Here is a 14,890-nt window from a genome sequence, read left to right as displayed (position 1 = left end):
ACTATTTTACCTCTATAGCCAATAAAAAACAATTATCCCTATTCATTTGATATCAACTTATCTTTTTCAGCAGATAATTGTTCTTTTTTTCGCTCCGCTATTTCAACTTTTTGTTGTAGTGCTATTAATGTATTAGATACATCATCTAAAACTCTTGATATTTGATTTGTAGACGTAGAAATTTTTGAATGAATCGACCATGCTGAAAAAATATCATCAAAGAAGAAATCAGCGAACTTTACAAAGCCGTCTGTATCTACTTGCAGGGTATCGTTTTTGATTTCTTGGATATCTAGTAATTCATTTTGAAAGCGTTGAAGCGCTATTTGTGCCCGGTGAAGATATGCTTTGGACTGATCAAGCTTCTCGTGCTTCAATGTAGTTACAATAAATCCCCCACCTAACAAATCCCATGTAGAATAATTATTTGCATTACTTAACGCTTTTGCAGCTTCAGTTAGCTCTTTTTGTGCTTCTTTTCCTGCTACAATCGCCTCATGTATTTCAATTAATAATTGTTGTAATAAAAATTGCTGCTCTAAAACTTGATTTAACTGGGCTGCCTTTACGTGATTATTTGCCATGTAGTAAACTTGAATTTTGTTTTCAATTTCCTTAATTTGAGCTATTAAGTACTCCTCATTAATTGCATTTATTTTGTATATTGTATCAACTAAATCGTCATTTAAATCCTCGTACATTAATTGTGCTTCAATTAATTTAAGCTCTGCTGTTGCTAATAGATCATAACGTTCTTCTTGTAGCTCCTGCTGTTTTCCTATCCAATTATAGAATACATTAACAAATGAAAAACCATCTAACTTATTTAATTTTTTTCGTCCATTTTTTAATTCTTGCTCGTATTTTTGGATATTCAATTCTGTATGGTGTAATTGTTTTTCTAATGATTGTTGTTGTTTCTTTAACTTTTCTAGTGAGAGTATTTCCAATTTATATTTTTGCAGCTCTTGTTGGTATTGTCTTAATTTCATTTTCTTTCCACACTCCTTCTCTACTATTGTAATCGTTATTTAAGTGAAATGGAAACTAACACTATATTGGTTAATAGCGCTAAAATTATGAAGACAGATTATTTTATAATAAATAAAGAAGCCGCCCTCAAATTGAGAGCGACTCTATCTATCTTATAGAGGAATGTTACCGTGTTTTTTGTACGGGCGATCCTCGTGTTTTGTTGAAAGCATATCTAATGCTTGGATTAACTTAATACGTGTTTCACGTGGGTCAATTACATCGTCTACCATACCGCGAGATGCTGCAACGTAAGGATTTGCGAATTTCTCTTTGTATTCTTCGATTTTTTGTGCACGTGTTGCTTCTGGATCTTCTGATTTCGCAATTTCACCAGCGTGGATGATGTTTGCCGCACCAGCAGCACCCATTACTGCGATTTCAGCGTTTGGCCAAGCGAATACTAGGTCCGCACCGATTGATTTAGAGTTAAGTGCTACGTACGCTCCACCGTATGCTTTACGTAAAATTACAGTGATTTTTGGTACTGTTGCTTCTGAGTAAGCATAAAGGATTTTCGCACCGTGACGAATAATACCACCATGCTCTTGCTTAACGCCTGGGAAGAAGCCAGATACGTCCTCGAACGTAATAACTGGTACATTATATGCGTCACAAGTACGTACAAAACGAGCTAGTTTATCTGAAGAATCGATATCAAGGCCGCCCGCTAAGAATTTTGGTTGGTTACATACTAGACCAACTGATTCACCAGCGATGCGCGCGAAGCCGACTACGATATTTTTCGCGAATTCTTTTTGCACTTCCATAAATGTACCTTCATCTACTACTAGTTCAACTACTTTACGAACATCATAAGATTTCGTTTGGTCGATTGGCACGATATCTACAAGCTCTGAACGGAAGTTATCTCCCTCTGGAGCAGCTTGCTTTGGTGCTTTCTCTTTGTTGTTTTGTGGTAAGTAAGAAAGTAGTTGTTGAATTTGCGAGATTGCTTCTTCTTCATTCGCTGCACGGAAGTGAGCATTACCTGAAACAGCGTTGTGTACTTTTGAACCACCAAGACCTTCTGATGAAATTTTCTCACCTGTAACTGTTTCAATTACTTTAGGACCTGTAATAAACATTTGAGATGTTTTATCTACCATCAGGATAAAGTCAGTGATAGCTGGTGAATAAACCGCTCCACCCGCACAAGGTCCCATAATAACTGAGATTTGTGGAATTACACCTGAATAAATTGAGTTACGGTAGAAAATGTGACCGTATCCATCAAGTGAAAGTACACCCTCTTGAATACGCGCACCGCCTGAATCGTTAATGCCGATAAATGGAGTACCATTTTTCGCCGCTAAGTCCATAACAGTTGCAATTTTTTTCGCGTGCATTTCACCAAGTGCTCCACCAAATACTGTGAAGTCTTGAGCAAATAAATACACATTACGACCATTGATTTTACCGAAACCAGTTACTACACCATCACCAGGTCCTTCTAACTTTTCCATGCCGAAGTCTACAGTACGGTGTGTAATGAATGGATTGATTTCTACAAATGACCCTTCGTCAAGTAGCATTTCGATACGCTCACGAGCTGTCATTTTGCCTTTTTCGTGTTGCTTTTGGATACGAGTATCACCGCCACCAAGCTCGATAATGCCTTTGCGGTCATAAAGTTCATTAATTTTGTCAAACATATCTAACGTAATCGTCATTATTTCTTTTCCCCTTTTCCACTTTTATCACATAATTCATAAAGAACACCGAAAGAATCTTTCGGATGTAAGAAAGCAACTTCAGCATCACCAGCACCTGGTCCTGGCTCATCTGAAAGTAGGCGTACACCCTTTTCGCGAAGCTCTGCCATTCGCTCACGAATTCCAGTTACACCAAATGCAACATGGTGGATGCCTTCTCCACGCTTTTCTAGAAAGCCATGGATTGCACTTTTCTCACTCATAGGTTCTAAAAGTTCAATTTTCACGTTACCTGCGTCGATGAACGCTACTTTTACTTGCTGAGATTCAACTTCTTCGAGCTTTAATAGCTTTAGGCCAAGTGTCTCCGTGTAGTATGTAATACGTTCATCGATGTTTCTTACTGCAATTCCAATGTGGTCTACTTTTTCCATTGTGTAAAACTCCCCTTTTAATGAATGCTAAAAACAATTTAGCTTGAGAATTTCTCTATTTTTGATACACTATTGAAAGATAAAAGAAGGAGCGATCACTATGAGTAATAAGAAATTCCAAAAAATTGTTGTCTATTCGATGGTTGCTATTATGCTGATTTCAACAATTGCAATGGGTCTAGCAATGATCGGTTAAAGTGGGTGCAGTTTAGCACCCGCTTTTTTATTTCATACCTCTAAACGATTCTTTAATTGCTAGATAGGCATCCATTTCCTCAATAAATTGATATAATGCCGCCATCGCCAGAAATGTTTGATGGTCATTTGGCAACGGCATTTTTGCAAACTCAACTTTTACTTCTTCTAGCTTTTCTCTAAAATAACTAGCGGTATTGCCTGAATGCACATTTTCACTTAGCTCTTCCATAAACACAGCGACTAATTCTGATTGTTGTACTATAACAGGTAAGGCAGTAATTTTTGGCAGCACTCGTTCAATAATTTCAAGCTGCTGCTCCCTCATATCAAAATAAACATAATATATATTGTCTTTTCGAGTGATATGATTTTCAACGTCTTGGAAAGCAAGTGCCTTTGCCTTATTCAATATTGTAACTGCTTGAACGAGTTCATTCCCATCCCAGAGAGTATCACCGCTCCGCAAATATTTCGCAATTTCAGAAAATACATTGCGGTATAACGCTTCAATTTCAATACGATAACGATCGAGCTGTTTTTGAATATCTGGCATATACATATTCACTGCCAAGCCTGTTAAATATCCAATCGCCATTAATCCTAGTTCATTATAGAATAGGGCGATGGTAAAATTCGCCTCAGAATAAATGTGCAAAATGATTACTGCACTAGAAACAAATCCAGCAGAGACACCTAAAGACACAATTGTTGGTACAAATAGCACGAGCATAATACCTAAAACGACCGGATTGTATCCGAATATTTCGAAAAATATGTATGCAAGAGCCATTCCTATTAAGCTTGCAACAACACGTGTATAGACTGCATAGAGTGATTTCTTTTTAGTTGGCTGCACACAAAGAATCGTTAAAATCCCTGCTGCGGTATAAAAATGCAAATCAAAATACTGGGCAACTGCTATCGCAATAGAAGCACCAACAGCGGTTTTTAATGTACGATAACCGATTGAAAACTTTTTCATATCGACCATTCTCCTCTATATTAGAAAGTGTTAGTCCTTAAAAGTTAAGGACTTAACACTTCTAAACACCGCTATACTAGACTTCTTCGCAGTATTCTTCAAAGTTAGCTTGTAAATTCGTTACTACAGACATTGGATCGTGTCCTTCGATTTCATAACGACCTACTTCTGCTACAACTTTTCCATCTTTTAGTAATACAAAAGATGGTGATGAAGGTAAATGATCTTCACCAAAGTGATAACGAGCTGCTGCAGTTGCTTCTTTATCTTGACCAGCAAATACAGTTACTAAATGATCTGGACGTTTGTCATAGTGAACAGCACTTGAGGCTGCTGGACGAGCAATCCCACCTGCACAGCCGCATACAGAGTTCACCATTACAAGTGTAGTACCCTTTCTTTCAAAAGCAGCCTCTACGTCTTCTGGTGTACGAAGCTGTTCATAACCTGCTGCTTCCATTTCAGCACGAGCTGTTGTCGTAATTTGTTGCATAAATAAATCATAATCCATATTCATCACTTCATTGCTCCTTTCACAATACTATTTAATCATAGCAGGACTATACCCTCTGTGCAAAGGACTGAAATGATATAAAAATTACAGTTCATAACGATTTATGCTTAATTATCTTCAAATAATTGATTTACACCTTGAGTTACGGTAAGTCGTCCATGTAGAATTTCGTTTTCTAAATTTCTCACCTGTATTTTACGGTCAGTATTTTTATAAAACGAGTCAATTAGATGATCCGTAATCATAGAATGGAACCAATCTCGCGTTTGCTGCTGACGACGAACTTCCCAGTAATTTGACGATTTTATTGTCCCTTCGAATGAAAGAATCATTTCCCAAACTTTATCTAGTCCAGTCTTTTCTAAAGATGACGCAGGAAGTGATGTACTTAGCCAACCCGGTGTAGCTGGCTGTAAGAAATGCAGGATTTGCTTGTATTCTTGAACTGTCTTACGTGCAATACGGAGGTTATCACCATCTGCTTTGTGCACTAAAATGCCGTCTGCAAGCTCCATAATCCCTTTCTTCATTCCTTGTAGCTCATCTCCCGCCCCTGTTAACGCAAGTAGCAGGAAGAAATCCACCATACCACGTACATATGTTTCACTTTGTCCTACACCGACTGTTTCAATCAAAATGACATCATAGCCAGCCGCCTCACAAATAAGCATTGTTTCACGCGTTTTTTTATGCACTCCGCCAAGTGTACCAGCTGATGGAGAAGGTCGGACATAAGAGTTAGGCTGACGCACAAGCTCTTCCATCCGTGTTTTATCACCTAAAATACTGCCACCTGATAGTGAGGAACTAGGGTCGATGGCAAGTACTGCCACTCTTTTCCCCATTTTACAAAGCATCGTACCGAATGCCTCAATAAATGAGCTCTTCCCTGCTCCAGGGACACCCGTAATGCCAACTCGGATACTATTTCCTGTATGGGGTAGTAATTCCTGTAATAACTTTTGTGCTTGATCCTTATGCTCGAGATTAGAGCTTTCCACTAATGTAATTGCTTTTGACAGCGAGGCACGATTTCCTTCTCGTACCTCACTAGCCAAGCTCGGGATATCAAGTGCTTCATGCTTTTTTTTACGAAACTTTTTCGGCGTAGCATAGTTCATACCATCATGACCACCCTTGACACCATCCATTACGTGTAAGCCGTTCTCTTCCATCCCTTTGAAGTATTCCATTAGTTTTACACTTCCTCGTAGCCTAATCGTTTATAAATTTCTTCGATAATTTTTTGTGCTGATACAGGAATTACTGTACCTGGACCGAAGATTGCAACAGCACCTGCTTCGTATAAGAATTCATAATCCTGAGCTGGGATTACTCCACCGCAAATTACGATAATATCTTCGCGACCAAGCTTCTTGAGCTCGCCTACTAATTCTGGTACTAACGTTTTGTGACCTGCTGCAAGTGATGAAACACCTACACAGTGAACATCATTTTCAACAGCCATTTGAGCCGTTTCAGCTGGTGTCATGAATAATGGTGAAATATCTACGTCGAAGCCTAAGTCAGCATAACCTGTTGCTACGACCTTTGCACCACGATCATGCCCGTCTTGTCCCATTTTTGCTACTAAAATACGTGGGCGACGTCCTTCGTTTTCTAAGAACTCTTCTGTCATTTGCTTCACTTCTGTAATTTGTTCAGCATCAGAGAAGTTTGAAGAGTATACACCTGAAATTGAACGGATAATAGCTTTATGACGACCTGAAACTGCTTCAATTGCATCTGAAATTTCACCTAGTGAAGCACGTGCACGAGCAGCGTCAACTGCAACTGCAAGTAGGTTTTCTTCACCTGTTTCAGCTGCTTTTGTAAGGCGAGCTAAATGCTTTTGTACTTCTGCTTCATCACGTTTCGACTTCATTTCTTCAAGACGCTCAATTTGCTTTTGACGAACAATTGTATTATCGATATCTAAAATATCAATCGGTTCTTCTTCAGCAAGGCGGTATTTGTTAACGCCAACTATTGTTTCTGTTTTTGAGTCAATTTTTGCTTGGCGTTTTGCCGCTGCTTCTTCAACTTTCATTTTTGGAAGACCTGTATCGATTGCTTTCGCCATACCGCCAAGCTCCTCAATTTCTTCGATTAATGCCCAAGCTTTTTCTGTAAGCTCTTCTGTTAACTTTTCTACGTAATATGAACCGCCCCACGGATCGATAACCTTCGTCATACCTGTTTCTTCTTGTAAGAATAACTGTGTATTACGTGCAATACGTGCAGAGAAGTCTGTTGGTAGTGCAATCGCTTCATCCAATGCATTCGTATGAAGAGACTGTGTATGGCCCATAGCTGCAGCATTTGCTTCGATTAATGTACGCGTTACGTTATTGAATGGATCTTGCTCAGTTAAAGACCATCCAGAAGTTTGAGAGTGTGTACGTAGCGCTAATGTTTTCGGGTTTTTCGGATTGAATGTAGACATCATTTGTGCCCAAATACGACGAGCTGCACGCATTTTCGCCACTTCCATGTAATAGTTCATACCGATTGCCCAGAAGAATGATAGGCGAGGTGCAAATGCATCGATATCAATTCCTGCTTTTAAACCTGTACGAACATACTCTAAACCATCAGCAAGTGTATAACCTAACTCAATATCATTCGTTGCACCAGCTTCTTGAATATGGTAGCCCGAAATTGAAATCGAGTTAAACTTAGGCATATATTTCGCTGTATATTCAAAAATATCAGCGATAATTTTCATCGACATAGCTGGTGGATAAATGTATGTGTTACGCACCATATACTCTTTTAAGATATCATTTTGAATTGTCCCAGCAAGCTTATCAGGCGATACTCCTTGCTCTTCTGCTGCAATGATATAGAAAGCAAGAACTGGTAATACCGCACCGTTCATCGTCATCGATACAGACATTTGATCTAACGGAATGCCGTCAAATAAAATTTTAGCGTCTTCTACAGAGTCGATAGCAACACCAGCTTTTCCTACATCACCTGTTACACGTTGGTGATCTGAGTCATAACCACGGTGTGTTGCTAAGTCAAACGCTACTGATAAACCTTTTTGACCCATCGCTAAGTTACGACGATAGAACGCATTTGATTCTTCTGCAGTTGAGAAACCTGCATATTGACGTACCGTCCAAGGACGAGCAACGTACATTGTTGGATATGGTCCACGTGTGTTTGGTGCAATACCTGCAACATCTTTCACATGCTTTGTATTTTTAATATCCTCTTTTGTATAAACAGAATTCACATCTATACCTTCGTTTGTTAAAAACGTACCTGTTGATTGCTGTGCTTCAGCGTTTAACACGTTTTCGATGATAACAGACTTAAAGTTTGGTTTACTCATCGTTGTACCTCCTTCACACTAGCAGCAACAGAGTTGAGCTTCTCGATGATGTTTTGACCAGCAAACACAAAGCCATTTAAGCCTTTTGCTGTCCACTCTGCCTCTTCCTCTTTGTACTTACCTGCTGCGTCTAATACTAGCCCAGCACGTTTGCCCTCAAGTAAAGCTGGCACTAACGCTTTTGTATCATCATCTGTAGCAGCAACGACTACATAATCAAAGTCCGAATTATTTAACCAGGCTTTCGCCTCTTCCATAGAAGAGATAGCATCTGATTGCTCTGCTACTACACCTGCAGTTGCAAATACGCCTGCAACGAAATCAGCGCGAGCTTTAAAGTTTTTCAGCTGACCAAAAGTTAGGATTCCAATTTTAATATTAGCCGCTGCGAATTCACGACGAATATTTTCAAATGGAATAGCTAATCGCTTTACGTCTGTAAATTGAATATTTTCCTCAGTAGCGATTTCATCGACTGGGTTTGCATAAATATTCGTACCGATTAGGGATGCTTTACGTGTTTCAACAGCTTTTAATCGATCTGCATAGACCGCATCGATTTGCTCTGTTAATTTTTCTTCGTAAGCATCGATACCGCCTGCCTCCTCAATTTCAAGGAATAGCTCCCATGCTTCTTTTACAAAATCAGCAGTTAACGATTCGATAAAGTAAGAACCACCTGATGGATCCTGTACATTTAGGACTAACGATTCTTCCTTCGTTACAAGTAGTACGTTGCGCGCAATACGTGTAGATTGGTTTGTTGGACGAGATAAAACATCATGTGGATGTACTGTAAATACATCAGCCCCACCAATCGCACCAGCAAACGCCTCGTTACCAGCACGTAAAAGGTTTACATATACGTCTACCTTAGAGAAGCTTCGTACTGACGTTTCAGCTACGATTGGAACAGCTATAGCCTCAGCGTCGAATGCTGAAGAAAACGCTTTCCAAAGTACTTTAAAAGCACGTAATTTAGCAATTTCTGCGAAAAACTGAGTATCGATTGCAAAATTCACAAAGAATTTTGAAGCGAACTTTTCATAGCTACCCTCTTGACCCGCATACTTACTAGCTAAAGCGAGGGCAATTGCAAGCTCTTGTACCGCATTCGCACCATTATTATGGTACTTTACAGTGTTTGCTCCTGAAGTACGTACTTTTGGATAATTCGATAATTGAATCGCTTGATCGGATACTATGTAGCCTTCAACCTCTGCACGTTTTGCCTCTTCGATTTTGTCAAACACGGATAGGATAGGGTCATTTTCGTTTTGAATAATCAGTTTGAAAGAATATTCAGTTAAATAATCCGCTAATTTGCCTACGATTGAGTTATCCCATGTAAAGGGTACACGGCTATCAATCGTAATGACATCATTTCCACGAGCTAAGCTCTCTTCTAGATTAGCGATAAACTCCTCAGTAGAATCACCAGTAATTTGCTGAGCAACATCTAAGCCCGTAGTTGCCGATAACGTACGGATTGTAGATACTTGCTTCTCAAGCTGATCTCCTAATTTTTCTAGGAGCATTTCTTGCGTGTAAAGTGGCTCAAGTGTTACCCCTTCAATTGTTTTCGTGAACAAGGATTCAAAAGGCTTCCCTTTTAAAGCAGAGACTGCCTGCTCTTTCCATTGTTCATAACTAGCTGCCTGAAACTCAATTTCTTTCATGTTAGTTGACATGTGGACGCTAATCAGCTTCCCCCCTTACTATTTTCTAAGATGTATTTTACATGAGAAAGTGCTTACAATAAAGCATAAAAATTAAAGGAAGCCTTTATTTATCGGCTTCCTTTAAGATTTCAGTAGACTGACATCATACTATTATTTGCATTTTCGAGTATTTCTTTCACTCTTTTTAGAAATTTCGCGCAAATCAATCCATCTAGTACACGATGATCTAGAGACAAACATAAATTTACGATATCCCTTGGGGCAAACATATTCCCACTAAAAATTACCGGTTTTTTTACAATAGCTTCCACCTGTAGTATAGCAGCTTGCGGATAATTTATAATGCCCATTGACTGAACAGAACCAAAAGATCCTGTATTATTAACTGTAAACGTGCCTCCAGATATATGCTCTGGGCGTAGCTTCCCAAGCTTTACTAACTGAGAAAGCTCATGAATTTCTTTTGCAATCCCTTTTATTGACTTTTCATCGGCGTGTTTTATAACAGGTACAAATAAAGCATCATCTGTTGCTACGGCAATAGATAGATTGATGTCTCTTTTTTGGATAATTTTATCCCCTGCCCACATCGAATTCATCATCGGATATTCCTTTAAGGCAATTGCTATAGCTTTAAGGAAAAACGCAAAATACGTCAGATTATATCCTTCTCGTTGCTTAAATTCATCTTTTATACGATCACGATAGGCTACTAAATCTGTTACATCCGCTTCCATCATCATCCAAGCATGAGGAACCTCTTGTTTGCTTCGTACCATATTATTTGCAATCGCTCGTCTCACGCTAGTAACTGGAATCTCAATATCCCCTGGTAGTTGCTGTTGTGGATTCGACGGAGCAAACTCATGTACGCTTGGTAAGGTAGTAGAAGGGTCTTCCTGCGTAGCATTATTCTTTTGATCCTTAGTACTAGTTACTTTCTCATTTTGGCCGGATTCAATATATGCTAGTACATCTTTTCGTGTAATCCGACCATCCAAACCTGTTCCTTGTATGGATTCTAAATTTATCGCATGCTCTGAGGCAAGCATCAACACAGCAGGAGAATATCTAGCTTTGGCTTTTGCCTCTCGGAGCTCACGGGCCGGTGTTTTTTTCTCACTTTGTACGTTTGAATTTTGCATTCCGGCATTCCGAATAGCTTCACTCACATTCGATTTTTTCTCAACCGGAGCTGCAGATAATTGCGTATCGCTTTCAACTTCAATCGTACATACGACAGCTCCTACTGGTAATGTCTCCCCCTCCTTTGCAGAAATAGAGATAATTTTACCACCAAAGGATGATGGAATTTCAGCATTTACTTTATCTGTATTTACTTCTGCTAGTGGATCGTATTTTTTAACGACATCACCGGGTTTTACAAGCCAACGCTCAATTGTTCCCTCTGTTACACTTTCGCCAAGTTGTGGCATTGTTATATTTTGAATTGGCAAATGCTATCCCCCCTAAAATGCTGCAAGCTCTCGCATTGCTCGCTCAATTTTTTCAGGATTTATCATGAAAAACTTTTCCATTGTCGGTGCATAAGGCATAGCTGGTACATCTGGTCCAGCTAAACGTTTAATTGGAGCGTCTAATTCAAATAAGCAGTGCTCTGCAATAATTGCCGCAACCTCGCTCATAATGCTTCCCTCTTTATTGTCTTCTGTAACAAGTAATACCTTGCCAGTTTTTGAAGCTGCTTCAATAATCGCCTCTTGATCTAGTGGATACACAGTACGTAAATCTAAAATATGCACTTCGATACCATCAGCTGAAAGTCGCTCTGCTGCTTGCAGGGCAAAGTGGACGGCAAGACCATATGTGATGACTGTAACATCATCCCCCTCACGCTTGATGTCAGCCTTTCCAATCTGTAGTGTATAATCCTCTTGGGGTACTTCACCTTTAATTAAACGGTAAGCACGCTTATGCTCGAAAAACAGCACCGGATCCTCATCTCGAATAGCGGCCTTTAAAAGTCCTTTAGCATCATATGGTGTTGATGGTATAACAATTTTCAACCCTGGAGTATTAGCAAATAATGCTTCTACGGATTGGGAATGGTAAAGTGCACCATGAATTCCACCACCAAACGGAGCACGCACAACTAAAGGGCAACTCCAATCATTATTCGAGCGGTAACGAATTTTCGCTGCCTCAGATACGATTTGGTTTACTGCTGGCATAATAAAGTCTGCAAATTGCATTTCAGCGATTGGGCGCATACCATACATAGCCGCGCCAATAGCAACACCTGCTATTGCACTCTCTGCAAGTGGTGTATCTAGGACGCGATATTCTCCGAACTGTTCATACAAGCCTGCTGTCGCTTTAAATACACCGCCTTTTCTACCAACATCCTCCCCTAAAACAAAGACTCGATCATCTCGCTCCATCTCTTCTTTCATCGCTAGATTGATTGCATCGATATAAGACAGGATAGCCATTACATATCATCTCCTTCCGAATAGACATGTTTTAGGGCATGTTCAGGATTGGCATACGGAGCTGCCTCAGCATAATCAGTAGCCTCATTGACAATGTCCGCTATACGCTTATCCATTTGCAGTAGGGATTCCTCAGTAGTAACGCCCGTTTCAATCAAATAATTTTTAAATAGCAAAATCGGATCTTTTGCTCGCCCCTCCTCAATATCTTCTGCCGAACGATATTGACGATCATCATCATCAGAAGAATGAGCTGTGAGTCGATACGTTACTGTTTCGATTAGGGACGGACCTTCGCCGCGTCTTGCTCTATCTGCTGCCTCTTTTACTACTTGATAAACAGCTAATGGATTTTTACCATCAACTGTTATACCAGGCATACCGTAGCCAATACCTCGATCCGAAACCTTTGCACAACCTAGTTGCCGTTCCACAGGTACAGAAATTGCATATTGATTGTTTTCTACCATGATAATCACAGGCAGCTTATGAACCCCTGCAAAATTCGCACCTTCATGGAAGTCACCTTGATTGGACGAACCTTCACCAAGCGTAACAAACGTTATAAAATCCTCTTGCTGTAATTTCCCTGCAAGAGCCACACCAACTGCATGAGGCACCTGTGTCGTCACCGGTGATGAACCAGTTATTATTCGATTTTTCTTTTGCCCAAAATGACCAGGCATTTGACGACCACCTGAATTTGGATCCTCGGCTTTCGCAAAGGCAGATAGCATCAAGTCCTTTGCTGTCATGCCAAAATGTAAAACGACGCCCATATCACGGTAATACGGAGCAATATAATCCTTTGTATGATCAAGTGCAAAAGCAGCGCCAACTTGTGCCGCCTCCTGACCCTGACACGATATGACGAAAGGTATCTTTCCAGCTCGATTTAATAGCCACATCCGCTCATCAATTCTTCTCGCAAGTAGCATTGTTTCATACATATTTAATACATCTTCATTTGTTAGACCTAAATCAACATGATGTAAAGTATCAACCATTCGAACATCCCCTTTCACATTTTAGAAAAAAACTCACATCCTAAAAAAGACGGAACTATGGTTTCCCTAAACTTTAGTAATTTATTAAAAATGAATTGCCCTTCCATCCACTGCTAAAGCGGCCTCACCTATGATTTCACTTAGTGATGGATGTGGATGAATAGTAGCACTCATTTCCCACGGTGTTGCATTTAAGAATAAGGCAAGGGCACCTTCTGCAATCATGTCCGTAGCATGTGTTCCTATTAAATGAATGCCTAGCACATCATTAGTTTCCTTATCTGCTACAATTTTCGCAAAACCTTCTGTATCACCGTAAACCAACGCTTTCCCTATTCCTTTAAAAGGAAACTTTCCTATTTTAATAGAAAATCCTTTTTCTGTTGCCTCCTGCTCTGTTAAGCCTACACTCGCGATTTCAGGACTACTATATACACAACGAGAGATATTTTCATAGAGTAGAGGGTGCTGAGATATACCGGCAATATGCTCTACTGCTCGAATTCCCTCATGAGCTGCTACATGTGCTAGCTGCATCCCACCTATAGCATCGCCAATGGCATAAATATGACGTTCCTTCGTTTGATAATGCTCATTAGTTTTAATGAAAGCGTTTTCTATTTCAATGTCAGTGTTCTCAATGCCTATGCCATGAATATTGGCTGTACGACCAACAGAAACGAGCATTTTCTCTGCAGTATATGTTTCACCATCTTCAAGCGATATTAGTACTTGCTGCTCCTCGATTAATAATGATGCAGGATTTATCCGGGCGTTCGTTACGATTTTGATTCCGCGTTTCTTTAACAACGCCATCATTTCCGTTGAAATGTCAACATCTTCAGTTGGTAGAATACGATCTCCGTATTCTAAAATAGTTACTTCTACATCAAAATCCGCTAGCATTGAGGCCCATTCAATACCAATCACACCGCCACCAACAATAATGATTGACTTTGGAAGCTTAGTTAAGGAGAGTGCATCGTCAGAATTTAGAATCGAATGTCCATCCACTTCAATGCCATCAATATGACGTGGACTTGCACCGGTTGCTATTATTACATTTGTCGGTACAAGCATTTCATTTTCAGACCCATCTGCCATTTCAACAGAAATCGTTCCTGGCATCGGCGAAAAAATTGAAGGACCTAATATTCGACCAGTTCCGTAAAAAACGTCAATTTTCCCTTTTTTAATGAGATGTTGAACACCCTCATGCAACCTTTCTACAATTCTACCTTTTCTCTCTTGAACCTTTTTAAAATTTAACGTCACATTAGCTATATCTACCCCAAAGCTATGTGCTTTTTTTGATTGAGTGTAGATTTCTGCACTTCGGAGTAACGCTTTACTAGGGATACAGCCTTTATGTAAGCAAGTTCCACCAAGCTTTGCTTTCTCCACAATCGCTGTTTTTAAGCCAAGTTGAGATGCACGAATCCCTGCCACATAACCGCCCGTACCTCCACCTAAAATTACTACATCATATTCTTTTGCCATCGGTTTACCTCCTTTTAGCAGTATTTCGACCTAGGTGTCATATCCCTCCCATTATTGGAGAGGGAATCATTTTAATACAGTGGAAGTGAA

13 protein-coding genes are annotated in these 14,890 nt (G+C 39.8%); 1 reads left to right on the top strand and 12 read right to left on the bottom strand.

Features of this window, described 5'->3' with window-relative positions:
- Window positions 1-38 precede the first annotated feature (38 nt).
- From V4T18_RS00235 to mce, 3 genes are all read right to left on the bottom strand, one after another.
- Window positions 39-992 (bottom strand): hypothetical protein, encoded by a 954-nt coding sequence (locus V4T18_RS00235; protein WP_332645259.1) that lies wholly within the window; start codon window positions 990-992, stop codon window positions 39-41.
- A 153-nt stretch (window positions 993-1,145) separates the two neighbouring features.
- Complete coding sequence (locus V4T18_RS00230) at window positions 1,146-2,705, bottom strand: acyl-CoA carboxylase subunit beta (RefSeq protein WP_332645257.1); 1,560 nt, start codon at window positions 2,703-2,705, stop codon at window positions 1,146-1,148.
- Complete coding sequence (gene mce / locus V4T18_RS00225) at window positions 2,705-3,121, bottom strand: methylmalonyl-CoA epimerase (protein ID WP_332645254.1); 417 nt, start codon at window positions 3,119-3,121, stop codon at window positions 2,705-2,707. The genes V4T18_RS00230 and mce overlap by 1 nt, the downstream gene beginning before the upstream one ends.
- A 100-nt stretch (window positions 3,122-3,221) precedes the next feature.
- Between mce and prli42 the strand changes: the two genes are divergently transcribed.
- Complete coding sequence (gene prli42, locus V4T18_RS00220) at window positions 3,222-3,317, top strand: stressosome-associated protein Prli42 (RefSeq protein WP_332645252.1); 96 nt, start codon at window positions 3,222-3,224, stop codon at window positions 3,315-3,317.
- Window positions 3,318-3,344: 27 nt separating this feature from the next.
- On the opposite strand, the gene V4T18_RS00215 is transcribed toward prli42, so the two are convergent.
- The 9 genes from V4T18_RS00215 to lpdA all read right to left on the bottom strand — a co-directional run bounded on the left by V4T18_RS00215 (window position 3,345) and on the right by lpdA (window position 14,800).
- The gene (locus V4T18_RS00215) at window positions 3,345-4,301 is read right to left on the bottom strand and encodes an aromatic acid exporter family protein (RefSeq protein ID WP_332645251.1); all 957 of its coding nucleotides are present in this window, start codon (window positions 4,299-4,301) and stop codon (window positions 3,345-3,347) included.
- Window positions 4,302-4,377: 76 nt separating this feature from the next.
- Complete coding sequence (locus V4T18_RS00210) at window positions 4,378-4,818, bottom strand: BrxA/BrxB family bacilliredoxin (RefSeq protein ID WP_332645250.1); 441 nt, start codon at window positions 4,816-4,818, stop codon at window positions 4,378-4,380.
- Window positions 4,819-4,922: 104 nt separating this feature from the next.
- On the bottom strand, window positions 4,923-6,008 hold the full coding sequence (gene meaB, locus V4T18_RS00205; protein WP_332645249.1) for a methylmalonyl Co-A mutase-associated GTPase MeaB: 1,086 nt from the start codon (window positions 6,006-6,008) through the stop codon (window positions 4,923-4,925).
- A 5-nt stretch (window positions 6,009-6,013) separates the two neighbouring features.
- Window positions 6,014-8,158, bottom strand: a complete 2,145-nt coding sequence (scpA, locus tag V4T18_RS00200; RefSeq protein WP_332645247.1) for a methylmalonyl-CoA mutase — start codon at window positions 8,156-8,158, stop codon at window positions 6,014-6,016.
- Complete coding sequence (locus tag V4T18_RS00195; RefSeq protein ID WP_332645246.1) at window positions 8,155-9,849, bottom strand: methylmalonyl-CoA mutase family protein; 1,695 nt, start codon at window positions 9,847-9,849, stop codon at window positions 8,155-8,157. The genes scpA and V4T18_RS00195 overlap by 4 nt, the downstream gene beginning before the upstream one ends.
- Window positions 9,850-9,968: 119 nt before the next feature.
- Entirely contained in the window at window positions 9,969-11,297 is a 1,329-nt protein-coding gene (locus V4T18_RS00190; protein WP_332645245.1) for a dihydrolipoamide acetyltransferase family protein, read from the bottom strand.
- Window positions 11,298-11,309: 12 nt separating this feature from the next.
- Window positions 11,310-12,293, bottom strand: coding sequence for an alpha-ketoacid dehydrogenase subunit beta (locus V4T18_RS00185; RefSeq protein WP_332645244.1), 984 nt, complete (start codon window positions 12,291-12,293; stop codon window positions 11,310-11,312).
- Window positions 12,293-13,300 carry a thiamine pyrophosphate-dependent dehydrogenase E1 component subunit alpha gene (locus V4T18_RS00180; RefSeq protein ID WP_332645243.1) on the bottom strand — a complete coding sequence of 336 codons (1,008 nt, stop codon included), beginning with the start codon at window positions 13,298-13,300 and terminating at the stop codon, window positions 12,293-12,295. Before V4T18_RS00180 ends, V4T18_RS00185 begins: the two co-directional genes overlap by 1 nt.
- An 84-nt stretch (window positions 13,301-13,384) precedes the next feature.
- Window positions 13,385-14,800 carry a dihydrolipoyl dehydrogenase gene (lpdA, locus tag V4T18_RS00175; RefSeq protein WP_332645241.1) on the bottom strand — a complete coding sequence of 472 codons (1,416 nt, stop codon included), beginning with the start codon at window positions 14,798-14,800 and terminating at the stop codon, window positions 13,385-13,387.
- Between the last annotated feature and the right edge of the window lie 90 nt (window positions 14,801-14,890).

The sequence above is a fragment of the Lysinibacillus sp. 54212 genome (genome assembly GCF_036662795.1).
GTDB lineage: Bacteria > Bacillota > Bacilli > Bacillales_A > Planococcaceae > Lysinibacillus_B.
Note: the sequence above shows the minus strand (reverse complement) of the source record. Positions and strands in the feature narration are given on the sequence as shown.